The organism is Agrobacterium sp. P15N1-A (genome assembly GCF_044626815.1).
Lineage (GTDB): Bacteria > Pseudomonadota > Alphaproteobacteria > Rhizobiales > Rhizobiaceae > Agrobacterium > Agrobacterium leguminum.
Genome location: NZ_JBIUPF010000004.1, coordinates 241,709 through 260,125, shown reverse-complemented (window position 1 = coordinate 260,125; position 18,417 = coordinate 241,709). Strand labels below are relative to the sequence as shown.

The 18,417-nt window shown below is 58.9% G+C and carries 15 protein-coding genes; 5 read left to right on the top strand and 10 right to left on the bottom strand.

What is annotated here, in order from left to right; all coding sequences use genetic code 11:
* Positions 1 to 47: 47 nt before the first annotated feature.
* Positions 48 to 1,271 (bottom strand): lytic murein transglycosylase, encoded by a 1,224-nt coding sequence (locus ACIK7D_RS16285; RefSeq protein WP_003519550.1) that lies wholly within the window; start codon positions 1,269 to 1,271, stop codon positions 48 to 50.
* 195 nt (positions 1,272 to 1,466) lie between these two features.
* On the opposite strand from ACIK7D_RS16285, the gene galU reads away from it, so the two are divergent.
* Positions 1,467 to 2,354 (top strand): UTP--glucose-1-phosphate uridylyltransferase GalU, encoded by an 888-nt coding sequence (gene galU / locus ACIK7D_RS16280; protein ID WP_400156801.1) that lies wholly within the window; start codon positions 1,467 to 1,469, stop codon positions 2,352 to 2,354.
* A gap of 59 nt (positions 2,355 to 2,413) precedes the next feature.
* Here the strand turns inward: galU and uppP are convergent, their stop codons facing one another.
* On the bottom strand, positions 2,414 to 3,925 hold the full coding sequence (uppP, locus tag ACIK7D_RS16275) for a polysaccharide biosynthesis protein UppP (RefSeq protein WP_400156800.1): 1,512 nt from the start codon (positions 3,923 to 3,925) through the stop codon (positions 2,414 to 2,416).
* A 419-nt stretch (positions 3,926 to 4,344) separates the two neighbouring features.
* Between uppP and ACIK7D_RS16270 the strand changes: the two genes are divergently transcribed.
* Positions 4,345 to 4,710, top strand: a complete 366-nt coding sequence (locus ACIK7D_RS16270) for a PAS domain-containing protein (protein ID WP_080819538.1) — start codon at positions 4,345 to 4,347, stop codon at positions 4,708 to 4,710.
* A 112-nt stretch (positions 4,711 to 4,822) separates the two neighbouring features.
* The gene (locus ACIK7D_RS16265) at positions 4,823 to 5,818 is read left to right on the top strand and encodes an SIS domain-containing protein (RefSeq protein ID WP_003519544.1); all 996 of its coding nucleotides are present in this window, start codon (positions 4,823 to 4,825) and stop codon (positions 5,816 to 5,818) included.
* 36 nt (positions 5,819 to 5,854) lie between these two features.
* On the opposite strand, the gene ACIK7D_RS16260 is transcribed toward ACIK7D_RS16265, so the two are convergent.
* From ACIK7D_RS16260 to ACIK7D_RS16235, 6 genes are all read right to left on the bottom strand, one after another.
* A complete protein-coding gene (locus ACIK7D_RS16260; RefSeq protein WP_400156932.1) occupies positions 5,855 to 6,319 on the bottom strand; it encodes an NfeD family protein in 465 nt (154 codons plus the stop codon).
* Positions 6,320 to 6,321: 2 nt separating this feature from the next.
* A complete protein-coding gene (locus ACIK7D_RS16255) occupies positions 6,322 to 7,371 on the bottom strand; it encodes an SPFH domain-containing protein (RefSeq protein WP_400156799.1) in 1,050 nt (349 codons plus the stop codon).
* Positions 7,372 to 7,427: 56 nt separating this feature from the next.
* A complete protein-coding gene (gene hemH / locus ACIK7D_RS16250) occupies positions 7,428 to 8,462 on the bottom strand; it encodes a ferrochelatase (RefSeq protein WP_400156798.1) in 1,035 nt (344 codons plus the stop codon).
* Positions 8,463 to 8,816: 354 nt separating this feature from the next.
* Positions 8,817 to 10,748 carry a 5'-nucleotidase C-terminal domain-containing protein gene (locus ACIK7D_RS16245; protein ID WP_400156797.1) on the bottom strand — a complete coding sequence of 644 codons (1,932 nt, stop codon included), beginning with the start codon at positions 10,746 to 10,748 and terminating at the stop codon, positions 8,817 to 8,819.
* A 216-nt stretch (positions 10,749 to 10,964) separates the two neighbouring features.
* Positions 10,965 to 11,339 (bottom strand): outer membrane lipoprotein Omp10, encoded by a 375-nt coding sequence (gene omp10, locus ACIK7D_RS16240; RefSeq protein ID WP_003497694.1) that lies wholly within the window; start codon positions 11,337 to 11,339, stop codon positions 10,965 to 10,967.
* A gap of 149 nt (positions 11,340 to 11,488) precedes the next feature.
* Positions 11,489 to 12,934: a homospermidine synthase gene (locus ACIK7D_RS16235; RefSeq protein ID WP_400156796.1), complete on the bottom strand. Its 1,446-nt coding sequence runs from the start codon at positions 12,932 to 12,934 to the stop codon at positions 11,489 to 11,491.
* 258 nt (positions 12,935 to 13,192) lie between these two features.
* Here ACIK7D_RS16235 and ACIK7D_RS16230 point away from each other — a divergent pair, with 258 nt between their 5' ends.
* On the top strand, positions 13,193 to 14,101 hold the full coding sequence (locus tag ACIK7D_RS16230) for a diguanylate cyclase domain-containing protein (protein ID WP_400156795.1): 909 nt from the start codon (positions 13,193 to 13,195) through the stop codon (positions 14,099 to 14,101).
* Here the strand turns inward: ACIK7D_RS16230 and ACIK7D_RS16225 are convergent.
* Both ACIK7D_RS16225 and ACIK7D_RS16220 read right to left on the bottom strand, forming a co-directional pair.
* Positions 14,098 to 14,733 (bottom strand): aminotransferase class IV family protein, encoded by a 636-nt coding sequence (locus ACIK7D_RS16225; protein WP_269313227.1) that lies wholly within the window; start codon positions 14,731 to 14,733, stop codon positions 14,098 to 14,100. The genes ACIK7D_RS16230 and ACIK7D_RS16225 overlap by 4 nt on opposite strands.
* A 99-nt stretch (positions 14,734 to 14,832) precedes the next feature.
* Positions 14,833 to 16,683 carry a M3 family oligoendopeptidase gene (locus ACIK7D_RS16220; RefSeq protein WP_400156794.1) on the bottom strand — a complete coding sequence of 617 codons (1,851 nt, stop codon included), beginning with the start codon at positions 16,681 to 16,683 and terminating at the stop codon, positions 14,833 to 14,835.
* A 169-nt stretch (positions 16,684 to 16,852) separates the two neighbouring features.
* Between ACIK7D_RS16220 and ACIK7D_RS16215 the strand changes: the two genes are divergently transcribed.
* Positions 16,853 to 18,400 carry a sigma-54 dependent transcriptional regulator gene (locus tag ACIK7D_RS16215; RefSeq protein ID WP_137453627.1) on the top strand — a complete coding sequence of 516 codons (1,548 nt, stop codon included), beginning with the start codon at positions 16,853 to 16,855 and terminating at the stop codon, positions 18,398 to 18,400.
* Positions 18,401 to 18,417: the final 17 nt, after the last annotated feature.

Below are 18,417 nucleotides of genomic sequence, written 5' to 3'. Positions count from 1 at the left end.
TATTTCGGCGGCGTTTCTTAACAGCCGCCGAATTCGCCGGCACATTATCAGTTGCGAAGGGCTCTCAGCAACCGCTGCGACGGCTGGCCGTCGGTTTCCATACCCATGCGCGACTGGATGGCGCTGATGGCGGCCTTCGAGCCGGAACCGAAATTCCCGTCGACTTCGCCGTCATAATAGCCGAGTTCTTTCATGCGGGTCTGCAGCTCGAATTTTTCACGAATGTCCAGCGTCCCATCGGGGCGCGGCCATTTCTGCTGCATGCCGCCATAACCGGCGATCTCATCCGCAAGCAGGCCGACGGCGAGCGCATAGCTGTCGGAGGCGTTGTATTTCTTGATGGTGAAGAAGTTTTTCATCATCAGGAAGCCGGGGCCGTTTGCTCCGCCCTGCAATTTCAGCATGGCGCGATCGGAGCCACGCGTGAAGTTCTTGCCGTTCGGGCGGGCGAAGCCGAGCTTCGTCCATTCCGCAATGGTCTTCGTCTGCCCTTCATAACGGGCGCCGCCGCGCGGAACGGCGGTTTCATAACCCCAGGTCCGGCCGGGCTCCCAGCCGTTCTTGGAAAGAAGATTGGCAGCAGTTGCCAGCGCGTCCGGAACGGAGTGCCAGATGTCGCGCTTGCCGTTGCCATCCGCATCCACCGCATAAAGCAGGTAGCTGGTGGGAATGAACTGGGTGTGACCCATCGCGCCCGCCCAGGAGCCTGTCAGCTGTTTCGGCGTGACATCGCCCGCCTGGAGAATCTTCAGAGCGGCGATCAATTGCGTGCGTGCGAATTTGGCGCGTTTGGGATCGGAATAGGCGAGCGTTGCCAGCGCCTGCGGGATATTGTGCAGCCGCTCCGGTTTTTCGAGAACCGCGCCGTAATTCGATTCCATCGACCAGATGGCGAGAATGATGTGCTTGTCGACATTGAAGTTACGCTCGATCCAGTTGAGGGTCGTCGCGTGTTTCATCTTCATCTCGCGGCCGATCCGCACCGTGTACGGATTGACGCGGGAATCGAGATAATCCCAGATCTGCGTGGTGAATTCCGGCTGGAAGGTGGCCTTGCGCAGCGCATCCGGATCCGGCTCGCTGACACCGGCAAAGGCCTTCTGATAAGTCGCCTTGCTAATGCCTTCTTTCGCGGCTGTTGCATAGAACTGGTTGATCCACTGACGGAATCCCTGATCGGCGCGGGCCGAAACGGGCGCCAGCGAGATTGCCAGGCCTGCAACCACCATGCAGCCGAATTTGCGGACATCTGAAAGGATCATCTTTGTCATCGTCTGTCTTTCGTTCTCTCGAATGTCATTTCGATTGCGAAAACGCATCGGGCGTCATCATGGATAACAAAAGAACGTCAACAAATTCTTTACCATTAATAGATGGTAGCGTCACCCTTTACAAAACGTTGTTATTTTTGAAATAACAACAGCGTGCGGGGATTGTGATCAAGTTTTATCTCTCAGGAGGGATATGTGGTAGAACAGAAGAAAATTCGGAAGGCCGTATTTCCGGTCGCAGGTCTCGGCACGCGTTTCCTGCCCGCAACCAAGGCGGTTCCGAAAGAAATGCTCACTGTCGTCGACAAGCCGGTCATTCAATACGTCGTCGATGAGGCGGCGGAAGCGGGCATCGAGCATTTTGTATTTGTCACCGGCCGCGGCAAGGCGGTGATCGAAGATTATTTTGATATTCAATTTGAACTTGAACAGATGCTGCGCGAGCGCAACAAGAATGCCGAGCTGACATTGCTGGCCGGCCTTCTGCCCAAGGCGGGCACCGCGAGCTTCACGCGCCAGCAGGTGCCGCTCGGTCTTGGCCATGCGGTCTGGTGCGCCCGTGATATCGTCGGCGACGAGCCTTTCGCGGTGCTCTTGCCCGATATGATCATGCATTCGCAGAAAAGCTGCCTGAAGGGCATGGTCGAACTTTACGACCAGACCCAGGGCAACGTCATCGCGGTGCAGGAATGCGCTCCCGACCAGACGCATAAATATGGCATCGTCGGTGTGGGTGATGCCGTGGGTGAAGGTTTCAAGATCACTGAAATGGTCGAAAAGCCTGCCAAGGGTACGGCGCCGTCGAATTTCTACATCAACGGCCGTTATATTCTTCAGCCCGAGATTTTCGACATTCTCGAAAATCAGGAGCGTGGCGCCGGCAACGAAATCCAGCTGACGGACGGCATGCTGACGCTTGCCAGGTCGCAGCAGTTCTCCGGCTATCATTTCCGTGGCCAGACCTTCGATTGCGGCGCCAAGGATGGTTTCATCCTTGCCAACGTCGCCTTTGCGCTGGAGCGTGGCGATATTCGCCCGGCGATCGAAGAACCGATCAAGTCGCTGATCGACGGGCTGAAGTAATCCAACAGAACAACAACGGAATCCCGGCCTCAGCGCCGGGATTTCTTTTTGGCCGAAGCCTATCGCTTGAGGACAAGTCCTGCGCCGACGCGCAGCTCGCTGCTGTCATAAACCGGTGTCCACTGGTAGCTGACGTCCGCCGTCAGGTCGAGATAGCGGTTCAGCCCCCAGGTCAGGCCGGCGCCTGCGGTATATTCAACGGCATTTTCCATGTCGGAAGAGGGGAATGTGCGATGCACGATCTGCCCCGTCAGGCGGGCAACGAGGTTGCTGCGCAATTCGTGGGTCAGGCCGGCATCCAGCCGATAGGAAATCCAGCCACCCTGCGGTCCGCCGGCAAAGTCCTCTATCGTCGTGCGCAGGCCGAGATTGACATTGGTGCCGCGCTGGGGTGACCAGTTGAGTTCGCCATCCAGCGTCAATGCGCCGATCGAGGCGAGGCGATCGTCGTCATATTGCTTGCGCAGATAACCGATGGCGGCCTCGCCGCGGGTCTTCTCGCCAAGATCGACTTCCGCGCCGACCTTTGCCCCATAGGCATTGGAGGAGCGGGCATAGCCCGAATTGTCGAGACGCCTGTCATATTTGGTCGTGCCGGCATTCAGTTCGAGGAAGGGGATAAGCGCCGGCGACAATTCATAGCCGATGCGCCCGCGCAGGTTCGCGCCGTTCTGATCGCGGTCACTGAGGCTGATCGGCTGGCCGTCGACGCCTTTCGCATCCGTATAGACCGTGCGCGACAGATCGAGCGCCGCCAGACCGCGCAACTTGCCGAAATCCCGCTCTATCGACGCGCTGCTGGTGAAGCGGTGTTCGCCGCCCTGCACGGCAGCGCCGGTGAGAGCATTGGGGTCCGTCGTGTCCTCGCGGCTGAATTCGTAACCGGCCTTGAGATTGGCCGTCGTTTCTTCGCCGAGATCAAGGCGCAGATCGGCCTCTATCCTGGCCCGGGGTTCTTCGCCGTCCTTGTCGCTGCCGAAATTTCTCTCCCAGGCGCCGTCGCCGGTCACCGTCAAAGCGTGACGGGACCAGTCGCTGGTGAGCGTACCGCGTATGCCCGTCGTCAGATAATTCCGCCTGGAAGGACCGCCGGTATTCGTCTGCTTTTCCGTATTGATCGTCTGGCTGATTGAAGGCCGTAGCAGGAATGTGCCGAGCCGGATGCCGGGCGTCTGCCCGGGTTCGGTCGCTATCCGGGGATTTTCGCCCCCGTCCACTGTCGGCTCATAGGGGTTTTCGGCCTCGGCATAGGGTTGGCCCGCTTCGTCCTGCTGTTCGTAAATCGGATCGCCGGGATTGTTGGAGGGACGCCACAGTTGCGGTGCGGGCGTGGGCGTAGCTGTGGCCGGGACAGTGCCAGTGCCAGTGCCAGTGCTCACCCTACTGTCCGTCGCCGGTATGGAGGAAGCTGCTCCGTCGACGGCAGAAGCGGCGCCCGGCAAGACGGGTATGGCTGTCGTTGCAGTCTGCGCGAAGGTGTTTCCCTGCGGGTAAAAAATCGTGCAGGCGAGCAGCAGGGTTGCTGCTTTCCGCGACGTCGGCAGACGTGTGGCGGTGCCCTTCACATTCATTCCTTTTCACCCGGCGAGTTTGGCCGATGCCGGATCGAAGGACCACCAAGACATCTCCTCAGGCCCGATGAGTGGCAGGCTGATGAAATGACATGAAGAAACCAGGGACCAGACAGGCGACGCAAGTTTTAACATCGCTTTAACAATAGGTTTTTATGGTTAACAGTTGATAAAGATCGCTGGGATTTCAGTGTTATGGCAGGCGAGGGAAAAGCAGCGACATCCATCGCTGAATCGGGCGGCTCGATTTCACTCACCTCGATTACTGGAGAAGAATAGTCATAAATGCAAAAAAATTCTAATATGAGAAGATTAAAACGTTTCAATTTGGCACGGAATCGCCCTATAGTTTATAGGGGCTGATCTTCTATTGCTCAGCAAGTGGTATTGAATTTTATTTTGTGTGACAGCGTCGTTTCATGAATCCCGTTTTGAACGCCAAGCAGGTCGGTTTTTATTGTTGGGATATTACCAATGACCGTTTCTATCTAGACGAAGTATGTGCTGAACTCTTCGGGATTCCACTGCGGCAGGCTATGCAGGGCATCAGCATTTTTCAGATGCTTGAAAAAGTCGACCTGGATCACCGAAACCGTGTGATCGAAACGGCATTGATTACCCTGAAGGCCGCGAGTTTTTATAATCAGGAATATGCCGTGCGCCGCAGCGACGGCTCGGTCTCATGGGTAAGGACGCTCGGCCGATATCTGGTCGACGAGGAAAACATCCCTTTCAAGCGGCTTGGAACGATGGAGGAGATTTCTCCGCCGGACCGGCGTCATTGATGACATGCCGTTGTACCCACACCGTTGAGCATTTTCGGGCGACATCTACTAAAACCCGGTGCCTGTCGGCTGGAGAGTGGACTTATTCCGGCTGAAAGAGTAACAGTCGGCCATGATTACGCGCGCCGTCAAACTGGTCGAAGACAATGCCATCGAATCCGCCGTGCGGACGATTTCGATGGAGCGGGCTGGCCTTGCCGCCCTTGAGGATGCTCTGAGGAACGGTCTTTCCGACCCCTTCTGCAAGGCGATCGAGACCATCGGCCAGTCGAATGGTCGCCTTATCATTACCGGGGTTGGGAAAAGCGGCCACATAGGCGCGAAGCTTGCCGCCACCTTCGCCTCCACGGGAACGCCTGCCTTTTTTGTGCATGCGGCGGAGGCCAATCACGGCGATCTGGGCATGATCGGCGGCGATGATGTGGTGCTGGCCATTTCCAAGGGCGGCGAAAGCGCGGAACTGCGCAGCATCATCAACTATTCGCGCCGTTTCTCCATTCCGCTGATCGCGCTCACCTGTTCGGAAAATTCATCGCTGGCACAGGCTTCCGACATCGTGCTGCTGGTTCCCAATGAACAGGAAGCCTGCCCGCTCGGCCTTGCGCCCACGACCTCTACGTTGATGCAGCTTGCGCTGGGCGATGCCCTTGCCGTTGCGCTGCTGGAGGCGCGCAATTTCACCGCGGGCGATTTCAAGGTGTTTCATCCCGGCGGCAAGCTGGGGGCGAGCCTGACGCTGGTCAGCGATATCATGCATACCGGCGATCGTGTGCCGCTGGTCAACAAGGGAACGGCCATGCCGGAAGCGGTCGGGGTTCTCTCCCGCAAGCATTTCGGCTGCGTCGGCATTCTGGACGAGGATGGCCGCCTGTGCGGCATCGTCACCGAGGGCGATATGGCGCGCAACCTGTCGCGCAACCTCGCCGAGATGACGGTCGACGATATCATGACGCGCACGCCGAAGACCGTCAAAAAATCGGTGCTGGCGACCAGCGCACTGGCGACGCTGGAAAAATTCCACATTGGCGCGCTGATTGTCATCGATGACGACAACCGGCCCATAGGGCTGGTGCATTTCCACGATCTCTTGAGAATTGGCGTGGCTTGAAGCCACCGCCGATCCTGACAAAGCTGATCCTAAAACCTATCGATCTAACGGCTCGATTGTCAGCGTTCGTCCGCGTGCGGAAGCGATCCTCACCCGGGTGCCGGCCGGCAGGTCTTCGCCGTTGACCGGCCACCAGGTATCGTCCAGTCTGATCCGGCCACGCCCTTCGACAATCGGTTCCTGAAGGGTCGCGGTGCGGCCGACAAGGCTTGCCTCACGCTGGTTGAGGAAGGGCTCGTCGCTCGCCGCCCGGTTCCTGCCGAAATATTTTCGGCCGAGCAGGGCGAAGACGACGGAAAGCACGGCAAACAGCACCAGCTGCAATTGCCAGGCCCAGAATGCCGCATCCCACAAAAGCAGCGAGACCGCGCCGACAACCAGCGCGGCGAGGCCGATCCAGATCAGGAACACGCCGGGAGCGATGAGTTCGGCGGCCAGAAGCACGAAGGCGACGATCCACCAGCTCCATGGTCCCAGCTCAGTGGCAAGCCGTTGCAGCATCATCACTTCTCCGACGAGGAACCGAAGGGATTGCCGGGGATCGTGACGTTGATGCTCTGGCCGGAAGGCCGCGTCGGCGGCACGGAGCGGGACGGTGTGGAGGCGGCAGGCGCAGTCGGCGCATCGCCCCTGTCGCCGAAAACCTCTTTCGCAATCGTCCCGATACCGCCGAGGGAGCCGATCAGCGCCGAAGCCTCCATCGGCATCAGCACGATCTTGGAATTCTTCGCCGTGCCGATCTCCGCCAGAGCCTCGGTATATTTCTGGGCGACGAAATAGTTGATGGCGTGGACATTGCCGGCGGCGATGGCTTCCGAGACCATGCGGGTTGCGTTGGCCTCGGCCTCGGCCAGACGCTCACGCGCCTCGGCATCGCGGAATGCAGCTTCGCGCTGGCCTTCCGCCTCCAGAATGGCGGATTGCTTTGCGCCTTCCGCGCGCAGAATCTGGGCATTGCGGGCGCCTTCGGCTTCCAGCACCTGCGCGCGTTTTTCGCGCTCGGCCTTCATCTGCCGCGCCATGGAATCGACGAGATCCTTCGGCGGCGCGATGTCCTTGATTTCGATGCGGGTGACCTTGATGCCCCATGGTCCCACCGCCTCGTCCACCACGCGCAGCAGGCGGTCGTTGATGGCGTCGCGGTTCGACAGCAATTCATCGAGGTCCATCGAGCCCATCACCGAACGGATATTGGTCATGGTGAGGTTTTCGATGGCCATTTCCAGATTGGCGATCTGGTAAGCGGCCTGCGCGGCATTGAGGACCTGATAGAAGGTGACGGCGTCGGCGGAGACGCTGGCATTGTCGCGGGTGATGACTTCCTGTGTCGGTATATGAAGGACCTGCTCCATCACGTTCATTTTCGAACCGATGGTTTCAAAGAACGGCACGATGAGGTTCAGGCCCGGCTCGAGCGTGCGGGTGTAGCGCCCGAACCGTTCAACCGTGTAGCGATGCCCCTGCGGCACGGTCTTGATGCCGGCAAACAGCACCAGAATAACGAGAACCACCGCTGCTATGACGACGATGTCGAAACCGCCCAATGCAATCATCACTTTCCTCCTGATCAGAACCGTCCGGGTTTTACCCCGGCATCGTTATGGCAAGATTACACCCATCCTTGCAACTCCCGCCGCACAACCTTTTCGAGAACATTCATGCCCTCGGCGCTGTCGTTCAGGCAGGGAATATGGGTAAATTTCTCTCCGCCATTATGCAGGAAAATCTCGCCCGCTTCACCGGCGATTTCTTCCAGTGTCTCAAGACAATCCGAGACGAAGCCGGGATTCATCACGGCGATGCGCTTGATGCCTTCCAACGCCAGCTTTTCCACGGTCTTGTCGGTATAGGGCTGCAACCATTCTTCCGGCCCGAAACGGGACTGGAAGGTGATCATGAAATTTTTCCCTGTCCGTCCCAGCGCCTCGTGCAGCAGACGGGCGGTTTTCTGGCAGTGGCAATAATAGGGATCGCCCTTTTTGAAATAGGATTGCGGAATGCCGTGGAAAGAGGTGATCAGCATCTCCGGTTCCCAGTCCAGCGTCGCCAGATGGTTTTTGACGGAGGCGGCGAGCGCCTCAATATAGGCCGGATCGTCGTGATAGGGCGGTACGGTGCGGATGGCGGGCTGCCAGCGCAGCTTCATCAGATGCTCGAAAGCCTTGTCGTTCACGGTTGCCGTGGTCGATGCGGCATATTGCGGGTAAAGCGGGAAAAGCAGGATTTTTTCGCAACCCTGTTCCTTCAGCGCGTCGATCTTCGAGGCGATGGAGGGCTGGCCGTAACGCATGCCCCAGTCGACAGCGACATTGGGCAGGTCCTTCAGCGCTTCCGCCAGCAGTTCGCCCTGGCTGCGAGTATAGGTGCGCAGATAGCTTTCATTGCGCTCGTGGTTCCAGATTTCCTCATAGGCCTTACCGACTTTCTGCGGGCGCTTGTTGAGGACAATGCCGTAAAGGATCGGATACCAGTAGAGACGCGACCATTCGATTACCCGCTTGTCGCTCAAGAATTCCGCCAGATAACGGCGCATCGGCCAATAGTCCGTACCGTCAGGCGTGCCGAGGTTGACGAGCAGGACGCCGACCTTGCCAAATGCCGTGCGGGGATGGTTTGCGGGGAGTGCGGATAGTTCTGTCGCCATGAATGACACCCTGAAACTCGGACTGGTTGTGTGAGGAGCGGTTCCGTTTCGGACAAGGGCGGAAACGCTCCATCTTCTGTTTATGCGCGCCGAACGCAAACCGCGACGGGGTTGGGCCGGCAATGCCCGAGCTATACGCTCGTGCCGTCAATTTGTTCACGTGTTCTAGACGAAATTTTTCAGGATTAAACCACCGGCGGAGGCTATTTCCGGGGCGGAGGGAGCCGCAGGATGCCCTTTGCCAAAATTTGATCTGTAAGGATTTGTTTTCAAAAGGAAAATAAGAAGCCGGCCCCGATCTCCGAAGGCCGGCTTCCTGTCTGCGGCAAATTGCCCTGTCTGCTCCCGTCCGGCTTATTGAGCCGGCAGTTCCAGCTCCTCGCCAATCTCGATGTGGTTCGGATGCTTCAGCGTGTTTGCCTTGGCAATCCTGCTCCAGAGAGCGCCGTCGCCATATTTCTCTGCTGCGATCTTCCAGAGAGAGTCGCCCTTTTCAACGACATATTTGCTGGCGGCAGCAGCGGCTGCGGCAGGCGTCGTCGTGGCCGGAGCCGTGGCGGCCGGTGCTGTGGCAGCAGGTGCTGCGGGAGCAGGGGCCGGTGCGGCGGCCGGCGCAGGTGCGGTTGCGGCCGGCGCGGGTGCCGCAGGCTTTGCAGGAGCGACATAACCGGCAGGCGTCACTTCGCTGATGCGGCCATCCGTGTAGGGCTTATAGGGGCTGTTGGCGGTGATATAGGCCGCAACGGCTTCCTCGAGGTTGGGGCCGAAGTCATAGGCGTTGATGGCCTTGGTCGCAAAGACCTTGAAGCCGTCGCCGCCGGTACGAACGTAATTATTGGCCGCGACAATATAGGTCTTGGCGGGATCGACAGGCACGAAGGCGTCGCCTTCCTTGACCTCGACCGAAACGACACGGCCGCCGGCCGGCTTCGAGCGGTCGAAGGAATATTTCAGGCCGGAGACCTGCATGAAACGACCTGCGCCGTCGTCGATCTGGCTGACGCCGTTTTCGAGGGCGGCGCGAATATCCTCGCCCTTCAGCTGGAAGGTCGCGACGGTGTTCTGGAACGGCAGAACCGTCAGCACTTCACCCATTGAGACATCGCCGGCATCGATGGAGGAACGCAGGCCGCCGCTATTGGCGAAAGCGATGGTCACGCCCTGATCCTTGACGCGCGCCAGTGTCGCATCGGCCACCAGATTGCCCATGGAGCATTCCTTCACGCGGCAAACCTTGCGGTCTCCCTCGATCGGGCCTTCCGACGAGCCGACGACCTTCGATTTCAGAGCCTCGATCGGCGCCTTCAGCTCATCGATGCGTTTCAGCGTGGCTTCATCCGGTTTGAAAGAGGAGTCGATCAGGATGGGATCGCCCTTGCTTTCCTTGACCACGCCATTGTCGTCGAAGACCACTTTGAGGTCGCCCAGATATTTGCTGTACTGCCCGGCCTGAACGACCGGAACCTTGTAGCCGCCGGGATTGTCGACGAGGGTCGGATAGGGGCCTTCGGCCTTCTGGTCGGTGTTGGAAAGCAGCGTATGTGTGTGGCCGCCGACCACGACGTCGACGTCAGGGATTTTGGCGATGAATTCGAGATCGCGCGGATAGCCGACATGGGTCAGCGCAATGATCTTGTCGACGCCGTCCTGCTTCAGCTTCTGCACCTGCTCGCTGATTTTCGCGACATCTTCGGCGATGGTGATATTGGGACCGGGCGTTGCCAGTTCCGCCGTATCGTTCGCGACCGCGCCGACGATACCGATTTTCTGTCCGCCGACTTCAAGCACGATGGACGGCTTGACGCGGTCGCCGATTTTCGAGGCAGCGGTGGCCACCACATTGGCGGTCACGACGGGGAACTGCACCTTGTCGAGGAAGCCGGCAAGCCCGTCTTCGCTGTCGTCGAACTCATGATTGCCGACGGTCATGGCGTCGAACTTCATGGCGTTCAGCACTTCCGCTTCCACCGTGCCCTTGTAGGTGGTGTAGAACAGCGATCCCTGGAAATTGTCGCCGGCATTGAGCAGCAGAACGTTCTTGTCTTCAGCCTTCAGGGCATCACGGGTCTGATTGATTGCGGTCAGAAGACGGGCGGCGCCGCCGAAGCACTCGTTTTTGCCTTCTTCTTCCGCCGAGCAGGTCGAGTCGAACTTGTTGATCGATTCGATACGGGAGTGGAAATCGTTGATGTGAAGAATGTTGAGCTCGTAATCGGCCAGAGCCGCTCCGGCGGAAAGCGTTATCGCCGAAACGCTCAGCATGCCCAGTCCCAAAATTTTCTTCATGGTCCCTCTCTCCTGTTCAAAGCGGAAGCCCGGGCGGGTCGATCATCCTCCGGCCGTGCTCATTTTCTAATCTGAAATCATGTCAGTCTTTCAAAGCACGATGTTTCCATTTAGCGGCAATCGCCGCAAGCGAAATTATGACAGGCGCACAATAAACAAAAACGCACGCCTGAGGCGTGCGTTCCAGAAGATCATCCCCTTGAAAAGGTGACGTTATCAGCCTTGGCGCGTCAGCGAGAACTGACTGTTCGTGTCTGTCGTGCAGTTCAATTGTGACGGGGAGACGAGGGCGCAGTTGACGCGCGACTGCGTGTTGCGCACCAGCGAGGTCATGTTGATTTCGTAAAGCGTCGGTGAAATCGTCACATAGGTGCCGGAGGCCAGAAGCGTGTTGGTATCGGTGGAACGGGTGGAGAAGGCGCCGTTCTGGAATGTCGATACGATGCCGTTGCGGTCGATCCAGCGACCGTCGACGGCCGGGCCGCGGGCAAGCGAAGGCGCCATCGAGGTCTGCTGGGAGGGACCCGGCGCGACGCATGAAGACACCGCGATGGCGGCTGAAAGCAAAGCAGCGCTTGTCTTGAAGTTCATGAGCCTGTTCTCCTGCGATTCGATGAAACCTTTTGTGCTTCGACCATGCCGCGAAGCGTTGCTTATTTCAAGGCAACGTTGTTCGCTCTCCCCGGTTCCTGATGTCGTGCAGGAAAGCCCCGGCGTGACAAATATGAGACTCCGTCCCGTCAGCGCACGAGGATGTTGCGAAACTGCCAGGGATCGGACGTATCGATATTGTCGGGAAACAGGCCGGGGCGGCCATCGGTCGGCTTCCAGTCGGTGTAATGTCCCTCGACGGGTCCGAGATAGGGGCGCTGCACCTCGAGGCAACGGCGGTAATCCATTTCATCCGCCTCGACGATGCCGGCCTGCGGATTCTCAATCGCCCAGACCATGCCCGCGAGCACAGCGGAGCTGACCTGCAATCCGGTCGCATTCTGGCTGGGGGCAAGCGAACGCGCCTCCTGCAGGGTGAGCCGCGAACCAAACCAATAGGCGTTCTTATCATGACCGTAGAGCAGGACACCCAGCTCGTCGGCGCCGTCGACAAGTTCGTCTTCGCCAAGCACATGCTGGATCGGCTGCGGGTTACCGCCATTGCCGAACAGCTCATGCAGGGACAAGATGGCGTCGTTGCAGGGGTGATAGGCATAATGGCAGGTGGGCCGATAGGTCACATCGCCATCATCGTTTCGGACAGTGAAATAGTCAGAAATCGAAATCGCTTCATTATGGGTGACAAGAAACCCATATTGCGGCCCGAGCCCCGGGCACCAGGTGCGCACCCGCGTATTGGCGCCGGGCTGGTCGAGATAGATCGCCGCCTTGCTTCCCTTTTTCTGCTTTTTCGCGTTTTTCGGCATCCAGTTTTCATGCGTTCCCCAGCCGAGTTCGGCAGGCTGAAAACCTTCCGCGATAAAACCTTCGACCGACCATGTGTTCCAGAAAGCGCCGAAGGGTTTCGGCTCTTTCGCCCGTTGGGTATCGCGCTCGGCCACATGCACGCCCTTGACGCCAAGCCGCTTCATCAAGTTTGCCCAGCCCTCCCGGTCATGTGGCTGCGGCTCCTCGATGTCGAGGCCGGTATCCTTGGCGAGATTGACGAGTGCCTGTTTCACGAACCAGGACACCATGCCCGGATTGGCGCCGCAGGTGGAAACCGCCGTCGTGCCGCCGGGCTTTCGCGCCCTTTCCTTCAACATGGTCTCGCGCAGCGAATAGTTGGTTCGGGCCGCATTGTCGGCATCGGCGTCGAAATAAAAACCGGGCCAGGGTTCGACGACGGTGTCGATGTAAAGCATGCCATGCTTGCGACAGATCCGCATCAGATCGACGGAGGCCGCATCGACCGAAAGATTGACGCAGAAGCCCTGCCCTTGCACGCCCTTGAGGAGCGGCTTGAGAATCTCGCGGTAATTTTCCTTGGTCAGATGCGTCTGGATATGGCGGATGTTCCTCTCGGCCAGAAAGGCGGCGATGTCTTCGCGCGGGTCGATGACGACGAGCCGGGTCCTGTCGAAATTGAAATGACGTTCGATCAACGGAAGAGTACCGCGCCCGATGGAGCCGAAGCCGATCATGATGATGGGGCCGTCAATATCGCCGTAAATCGGGTGGTTTGCGTCCGTCATTCGTCAATTTTCCTTTTTCAGCCAATAAGTAAGCTAGATCACAAAAGCGTGCCACAATAAAGGGCAGGTGGATGACGGACATATGACGATAGCGATGGCGCGACGGTCGCGCGCACCCTTTCCACCGCATTCTGCCTCTTCGCATTTTAGAGAGTGCGTTTATAATTAAGTTCTTCTTTTCCTCTGTATGTCCAAAGGCTTGGGGGCTTTGGCCGGATGACGACGGGGGAATTTTCGCCATCACGGGGGAGTTGCCTGTTGAATAATCTTATCGAGCGTGTCGCAGCGCTTCAGAGTACCACCCCCGTTCTTATTGCTCTTTACGATTCCGAGGACCGGTTGCGCCATGCCAATCCGTCGTTTCGGGAAAGCTTTCAGCTCGCCGCCGGCGATTTCCCGACCTGGGCGGATATCATGCGGCTGAACCACCGGTTGCGCACCGGTGTCGTCGTCCGCAACAATGATTTCGAGGGATGGCTGCTGTCGGCGCAGTCCCGGCGCGGCAAGCTGCCTTACCGCGCCTTTGAGATGGATATGCATGACGGCCGCTGGTTCTGGATGACGGAAACGGTGCAGCAGGATGGCTGGATGCTGTGCGTTGCAAGCGACGTCACCGAATTGCGCCAGAGTTACAGAACGCTGCGGCAGGACCGGGATCTGGCAGTCCGCGCCTCGCAGACGGATGAATTGACGGGAACGGCAAATCGCCGTTTCGTCTTCGCCAAGCTGGCTTTGCAGGTGGAACGGGTTGCCAGGGAGCTTGAGGCGCCCTTTTGCCTGTGCACGCTCGATATCGATTTCTTCAAGCAGATCAACGATCGTTTCGGTCATAAATGCGGGGATGCGGTGCTTCGCGATTTCGTCGGCATCGCCCATTCCGTCATCCGGCGGGTGGATTGTTTCGGCAGGATCGGCGGCGAGGAATTCATGCTCATCCTGCCGCGCAGCACGGTGGCCGAGGGCCGGGAGATCGTCGAACGACTGCTGCAGAAGGTACGTCTTTCGAGGCCGCTCTCCGAGTTCCCGGATTTTTCCTATAGCTGCTCGGCCGGGCTGACGGTCTATCGCGCGCCAGAAAGCGCCGACGATGTTTTCATGCGGGCCGATCAGGCCCTTTATGCGGCCAAGGAAAAAGGCCGCGACCGGCTTCTGGCGGTGACTGTTTAGACGAGTTCCGCCGCAATCAACCCATGCAGCGAATTGCCGACGAAGAGTTTCCGACCGGCAATGTCTTCCGGTTTCAGCGCCTGTCCGCGTGCCCTGCGTTCGCGGATCAGATCGGCGCGCAGCACACCCGGCAGAATGCCGCTGTCGAGCGGCGGCGTCAGCAATTGCCCATCCGGCATTTCGACGAAAATGCTGGTCGACGATCCCTCGCACAACTCGCCGCGCTCGTTGAGCAGCAGCACCTCGTCGGCTTCCCCGGCTGAAAACTCGGCCCGCGCGGCATCATAGGGCTCGCGGCGTGAGGACTTGTGGCGATAGAAGGTATCGGAGGAGTCAAGCGTGGTTTGCCGGGCGATGCGAACCCGCCAGACGGCATCCTGCCGCAAGGGCTGGAAGTCGGCGGTTTCGATATCGAGTTCGCCCTTGTAGTTCATCACCAGCCTGACGCAGAGCGGCTTTTCGCCGCCCACCTTCTTTTCCAGTACCTGAACCGCATTGACCGGCGCGCGAAAACCGAGCGCGTCGGCGGAGCGCAGCAATCGGCGCATATGCTGGTCGATGCGCTGAAAGCCGGTCTGCGGCTCCCAGCGCAGGGTTTCCCTCAAGGTCAGATCGGCGGGTTTGCGTTTCATTGCCTGTGCTCGTCGCCTGAATTGTTGCCGGTGTCTTCTGCCGGCAATATCAACCGGCAAAGCTTGTCCGAAATAGGATAGCCCTGCCGGTGGAAGAGATTAAGCCTGTTTGTTATCCAGCGCTTCCAGCTCGTCGATCAGCCCCTCGATCATCGAAAGCCCCTTGTCCCAGAAGGAGGGATCGGTCGCATCGAGGCCGAAGGGTTTCAGAAGCTCCGAATGATGCTTGGTGCCGCCCGCCTTCAGAAGCTCGAAATATTTCTCCTGAAAACCGGTCTCTGCCTTCTGGTAAACCGCATAGAGCGAGTTCACCAGGCAGTCGCCGAAGGCATAGGCATAAACATAAAAGGGCGAGTGAATGAAATGGGGGATGTAGGTCCACCATGTCTCGTAGCCTTCGGAAATCCGGATTGCCGGACCCAGGCTCTCGGCCTGAACGGACAGCCACAAGTCGCCGATCTGCTCGGAGGTCAGTTCGCCCTGTTTGCGGGCGGTGTGCAGTTTGCGCTCGAATTCATAAAAAGCGATCTGGCGCACGACCGTGTTGATCATGTCCTCGACCTTGCGGGCGAGCATGGCCTTGCGTTCCCGGATATCTTTCGTGTCGTCGAGCAGCTTGCGGAAGGTAAGCATTTCCCCGAAGACGGAGGCGGTCTCGGCAAGCGTCAGCGGCGTCGCGCACATCAAGGCGCCCTGTTCGCCGGCCAGAACCTGATGAACGCCGTGGCCGAGTTCGTGGGCAAGCGTCATCACGTCACGCGGTTTGCCGAGATAGTTGACCAGCACATACGGATGGGCCGAGGGAACGGTCGGATGCGCGAAGGCGCCCGGCGCCTTGCCGGGGCGGGCCGGCGCGTCGATCCATTCTTCATCGAAGAAACGGCGGGCAATATCGGCCATCTCGGGGGCGAAATTGCCATAGGCGGAAAGCACGGTATCCTTTGCCTCGTCCCAGGGAATGATCGTGTTCGATGTATCGGGAAGCGGCGCGTTACGGTCCCAATAATTCATCTGCTCCATGCCGAGCCATTTCGCCTTCATGGCGTAATAACGATGCGAGAGGCGCGGATAGGCCTTCTTGACCGCCGCCGCCAAGGCATCGACCACCTCGCGCTCGACGCGGTTGGCGAGATGACGGCTATCGGCAATATCCTCGAATTTGCGCCAGCGGTCGGAAATATCCTTGTCCTTGGCGAGCGTGTTGGTGATGAGCGTGAAGACCCGCAGATTGTCCTTGAAGGTGGCGCTCAGCGCCTGAGCCGCTTTCTTTCGGGTTTCCGGTTCCGGCTCCTGCAGCATGTTGAGCGTCACTTCCAGCGGCAGGCTCGCGCCGTCAATGTCGAAACGCAGATCGGCCATCGTCTCGTCGAACAGGCGGTTGAAGGCCGCCGCGCTGGTCATCGATTTTTCGAGGAACAGCTGCTCCAGCTGGTCGTCGAGCTGGTGCGGCTTGTCCTTGCGCAAATCCACCAGCCAAGGGCGGTAGTGACCCGCCGCGGCGTCATTCGCCATGGAGGCGTCCATCGTGGCGTCATCGATGCGGTTGAGCTCAAGGGTGAAGAACAGGAGGTGGGAGGAAATATCCGTCAGCTTCGCCTGGGCATCGCCGTAGAGCTTGCCGTTTGCCGGGTTCGACGTATCGGAAAAATAAGTGAGCCCGGCAAAGGAGCCGATGCGGCCGATGAGATCGTCCAGCGCTTCATATTTCTTGAGCGCAGCGCCGATGCCGTTTTCGCCCGTTGCCTTCGCAGCAGCTTCAAGCTTGCCCTTCCATTTCTTCTCGAAAGCCGCCGCCATTGACGCGGCCTTCTCAAGATCGCCCTTGTATTCCGGCGAATCGCCCGACGGATAGAGGTCCGAGAGCTTCCAGCCCGGCAGGTCGCCAAGCGCCGGACCGGCGGTTTCGGCAAGGGAGAAGACGGGTTGCGGGGTAGGGCGGTTGAGGGTCATCGAACGTGTCCTTCTGATTATGCGTGCGAAGCATATGGGGACCTTGTTTCTCGCGGCAATGGATAAAATGCAAGCAATTCTCAAAACTGGATGTTCAAGTCTCCCATGCCAGAGTGCGGAATAAGGGACCGCATGAAGCAGGTCCATAAACCGGAAACCGGAGCTAAAAATGACCGCGCATGTTCTCGTGATAGACGATGATCCCGTCCAGCGCCGCCTGCTCAAAAATGCGGTGGAACGTTATGGGCATCTCGCCTTGCTCGCCGAAAACGGCAAGGCGGGGCTGGAACTGCTCAAGCAATATAGCGGCGAGATCAATGTCATCGTCCTCGACCTCATGATGCCTGAAATGGACGGGCTTACCTTTCTCAAAGCTATCGGCGAACTCGGCACCGATGTTCCCGTCATTGTCCAGACGGGGCAGGGCGGCATCGATACCGTTGTGCAGGCCATGCGCGCCGGCGCTTTCGACTTTGTCGTCAAGCCGGTTTCGCCGGAAAGGATCGGCGCTGCCATCTCCAATGCGCTCAAGCTCGACAGGAGAGAGGCAAAGGCCCGCACGGGCCGGCGCGGACGGAGCAATGCAGTGAATTTTACCGATATCGTTTCCGCAAGCCCTGCAATGCTGAGGGTCATTGAACTCGCGCAGCGCGCCGCCCAGTCCAGCATTCCCGTGGTGCTGGAAGGCGAATCCGGTGTGGGCAAGGAAATGGTCGCCCGCGCCATCCAGTCGGCCGGCGACAGGGCGAGCAAGCCGTTCATCACCGTCAATTGCGGCGCCATTCCCCACAATCTCGTGGAAAGCATTCTCTTCGGCCACGAAAAGGGAGCCTTCACAGGCGCGACGGAAAAACATGTCGGCAAATTCATGGAGGCGGATGGCGGCACGCTGTTCCTCGATGAAATCGGCGATCTGCCGCTGGACGTGCAGGTGAAGCTGCTCCGCGCGGTCCAGCAGGGCGAAATCGAAACCGTCGGCTCCGCACGGGTGCAGAAGGTGAATGTGCGGCTGATTTCCGCCACCAACAAGAACCTTATCGAAGAGGTGAAGGAAGGCCGCTTCCGCGAAGACCTTTATTATCGCCTCAACGTCTTCCCGATCACCATTCCGGCGCTGCGTCGCCGCAAGGAAGATATTCCCCATCTGGCGCGGGTTTTCGCCGAGCGCTTTTCGGCGGAACAGAAATTGCCCAATCCCGTCGGCCTCAACGCCAGCGCGCTGGCGCTGCTGACGGCCTATGATTGGCCCGGTAATATCCGCCAGCTCGAAAACGCCGTCTTCCGCGCCGTGGTGCTCTCCCAGGGCGAGGAACTGTCGGATTCCGATTTTCCGCAGATCGCGCTTCAGTTGCCGGAATTTTCGACCGGCGACGATGCGGACGATGTCATTCGCTCGCCGTCCGGGGCGTCGCTGAAGCTTGCGGCCTATTCGCCGGCCCCGCCGCCGGCCGCTGAAAACCACGCTGTGATCGAGGAACCGTCGGATATTTCCACCACCATCTACCGGGGCGGAAACCTGATATCCAGCATGGACGAGTCGGGCAATATCCGCAAACTGGCCGAGATCGAGGAGGAGCTCATCCGCTTCGCCCTGCGCTTCTATCGCGGGCAGATGAGTCAGGTCGCCAGAAAGCTCGGTATCGGCCGTTCGACTCTTTACCGAAAGCTGAAGGATTATGGCATCGATCCCGACGATCCCCTTCGAGATGCAGCCTGAACGCACAAACCCCGTAT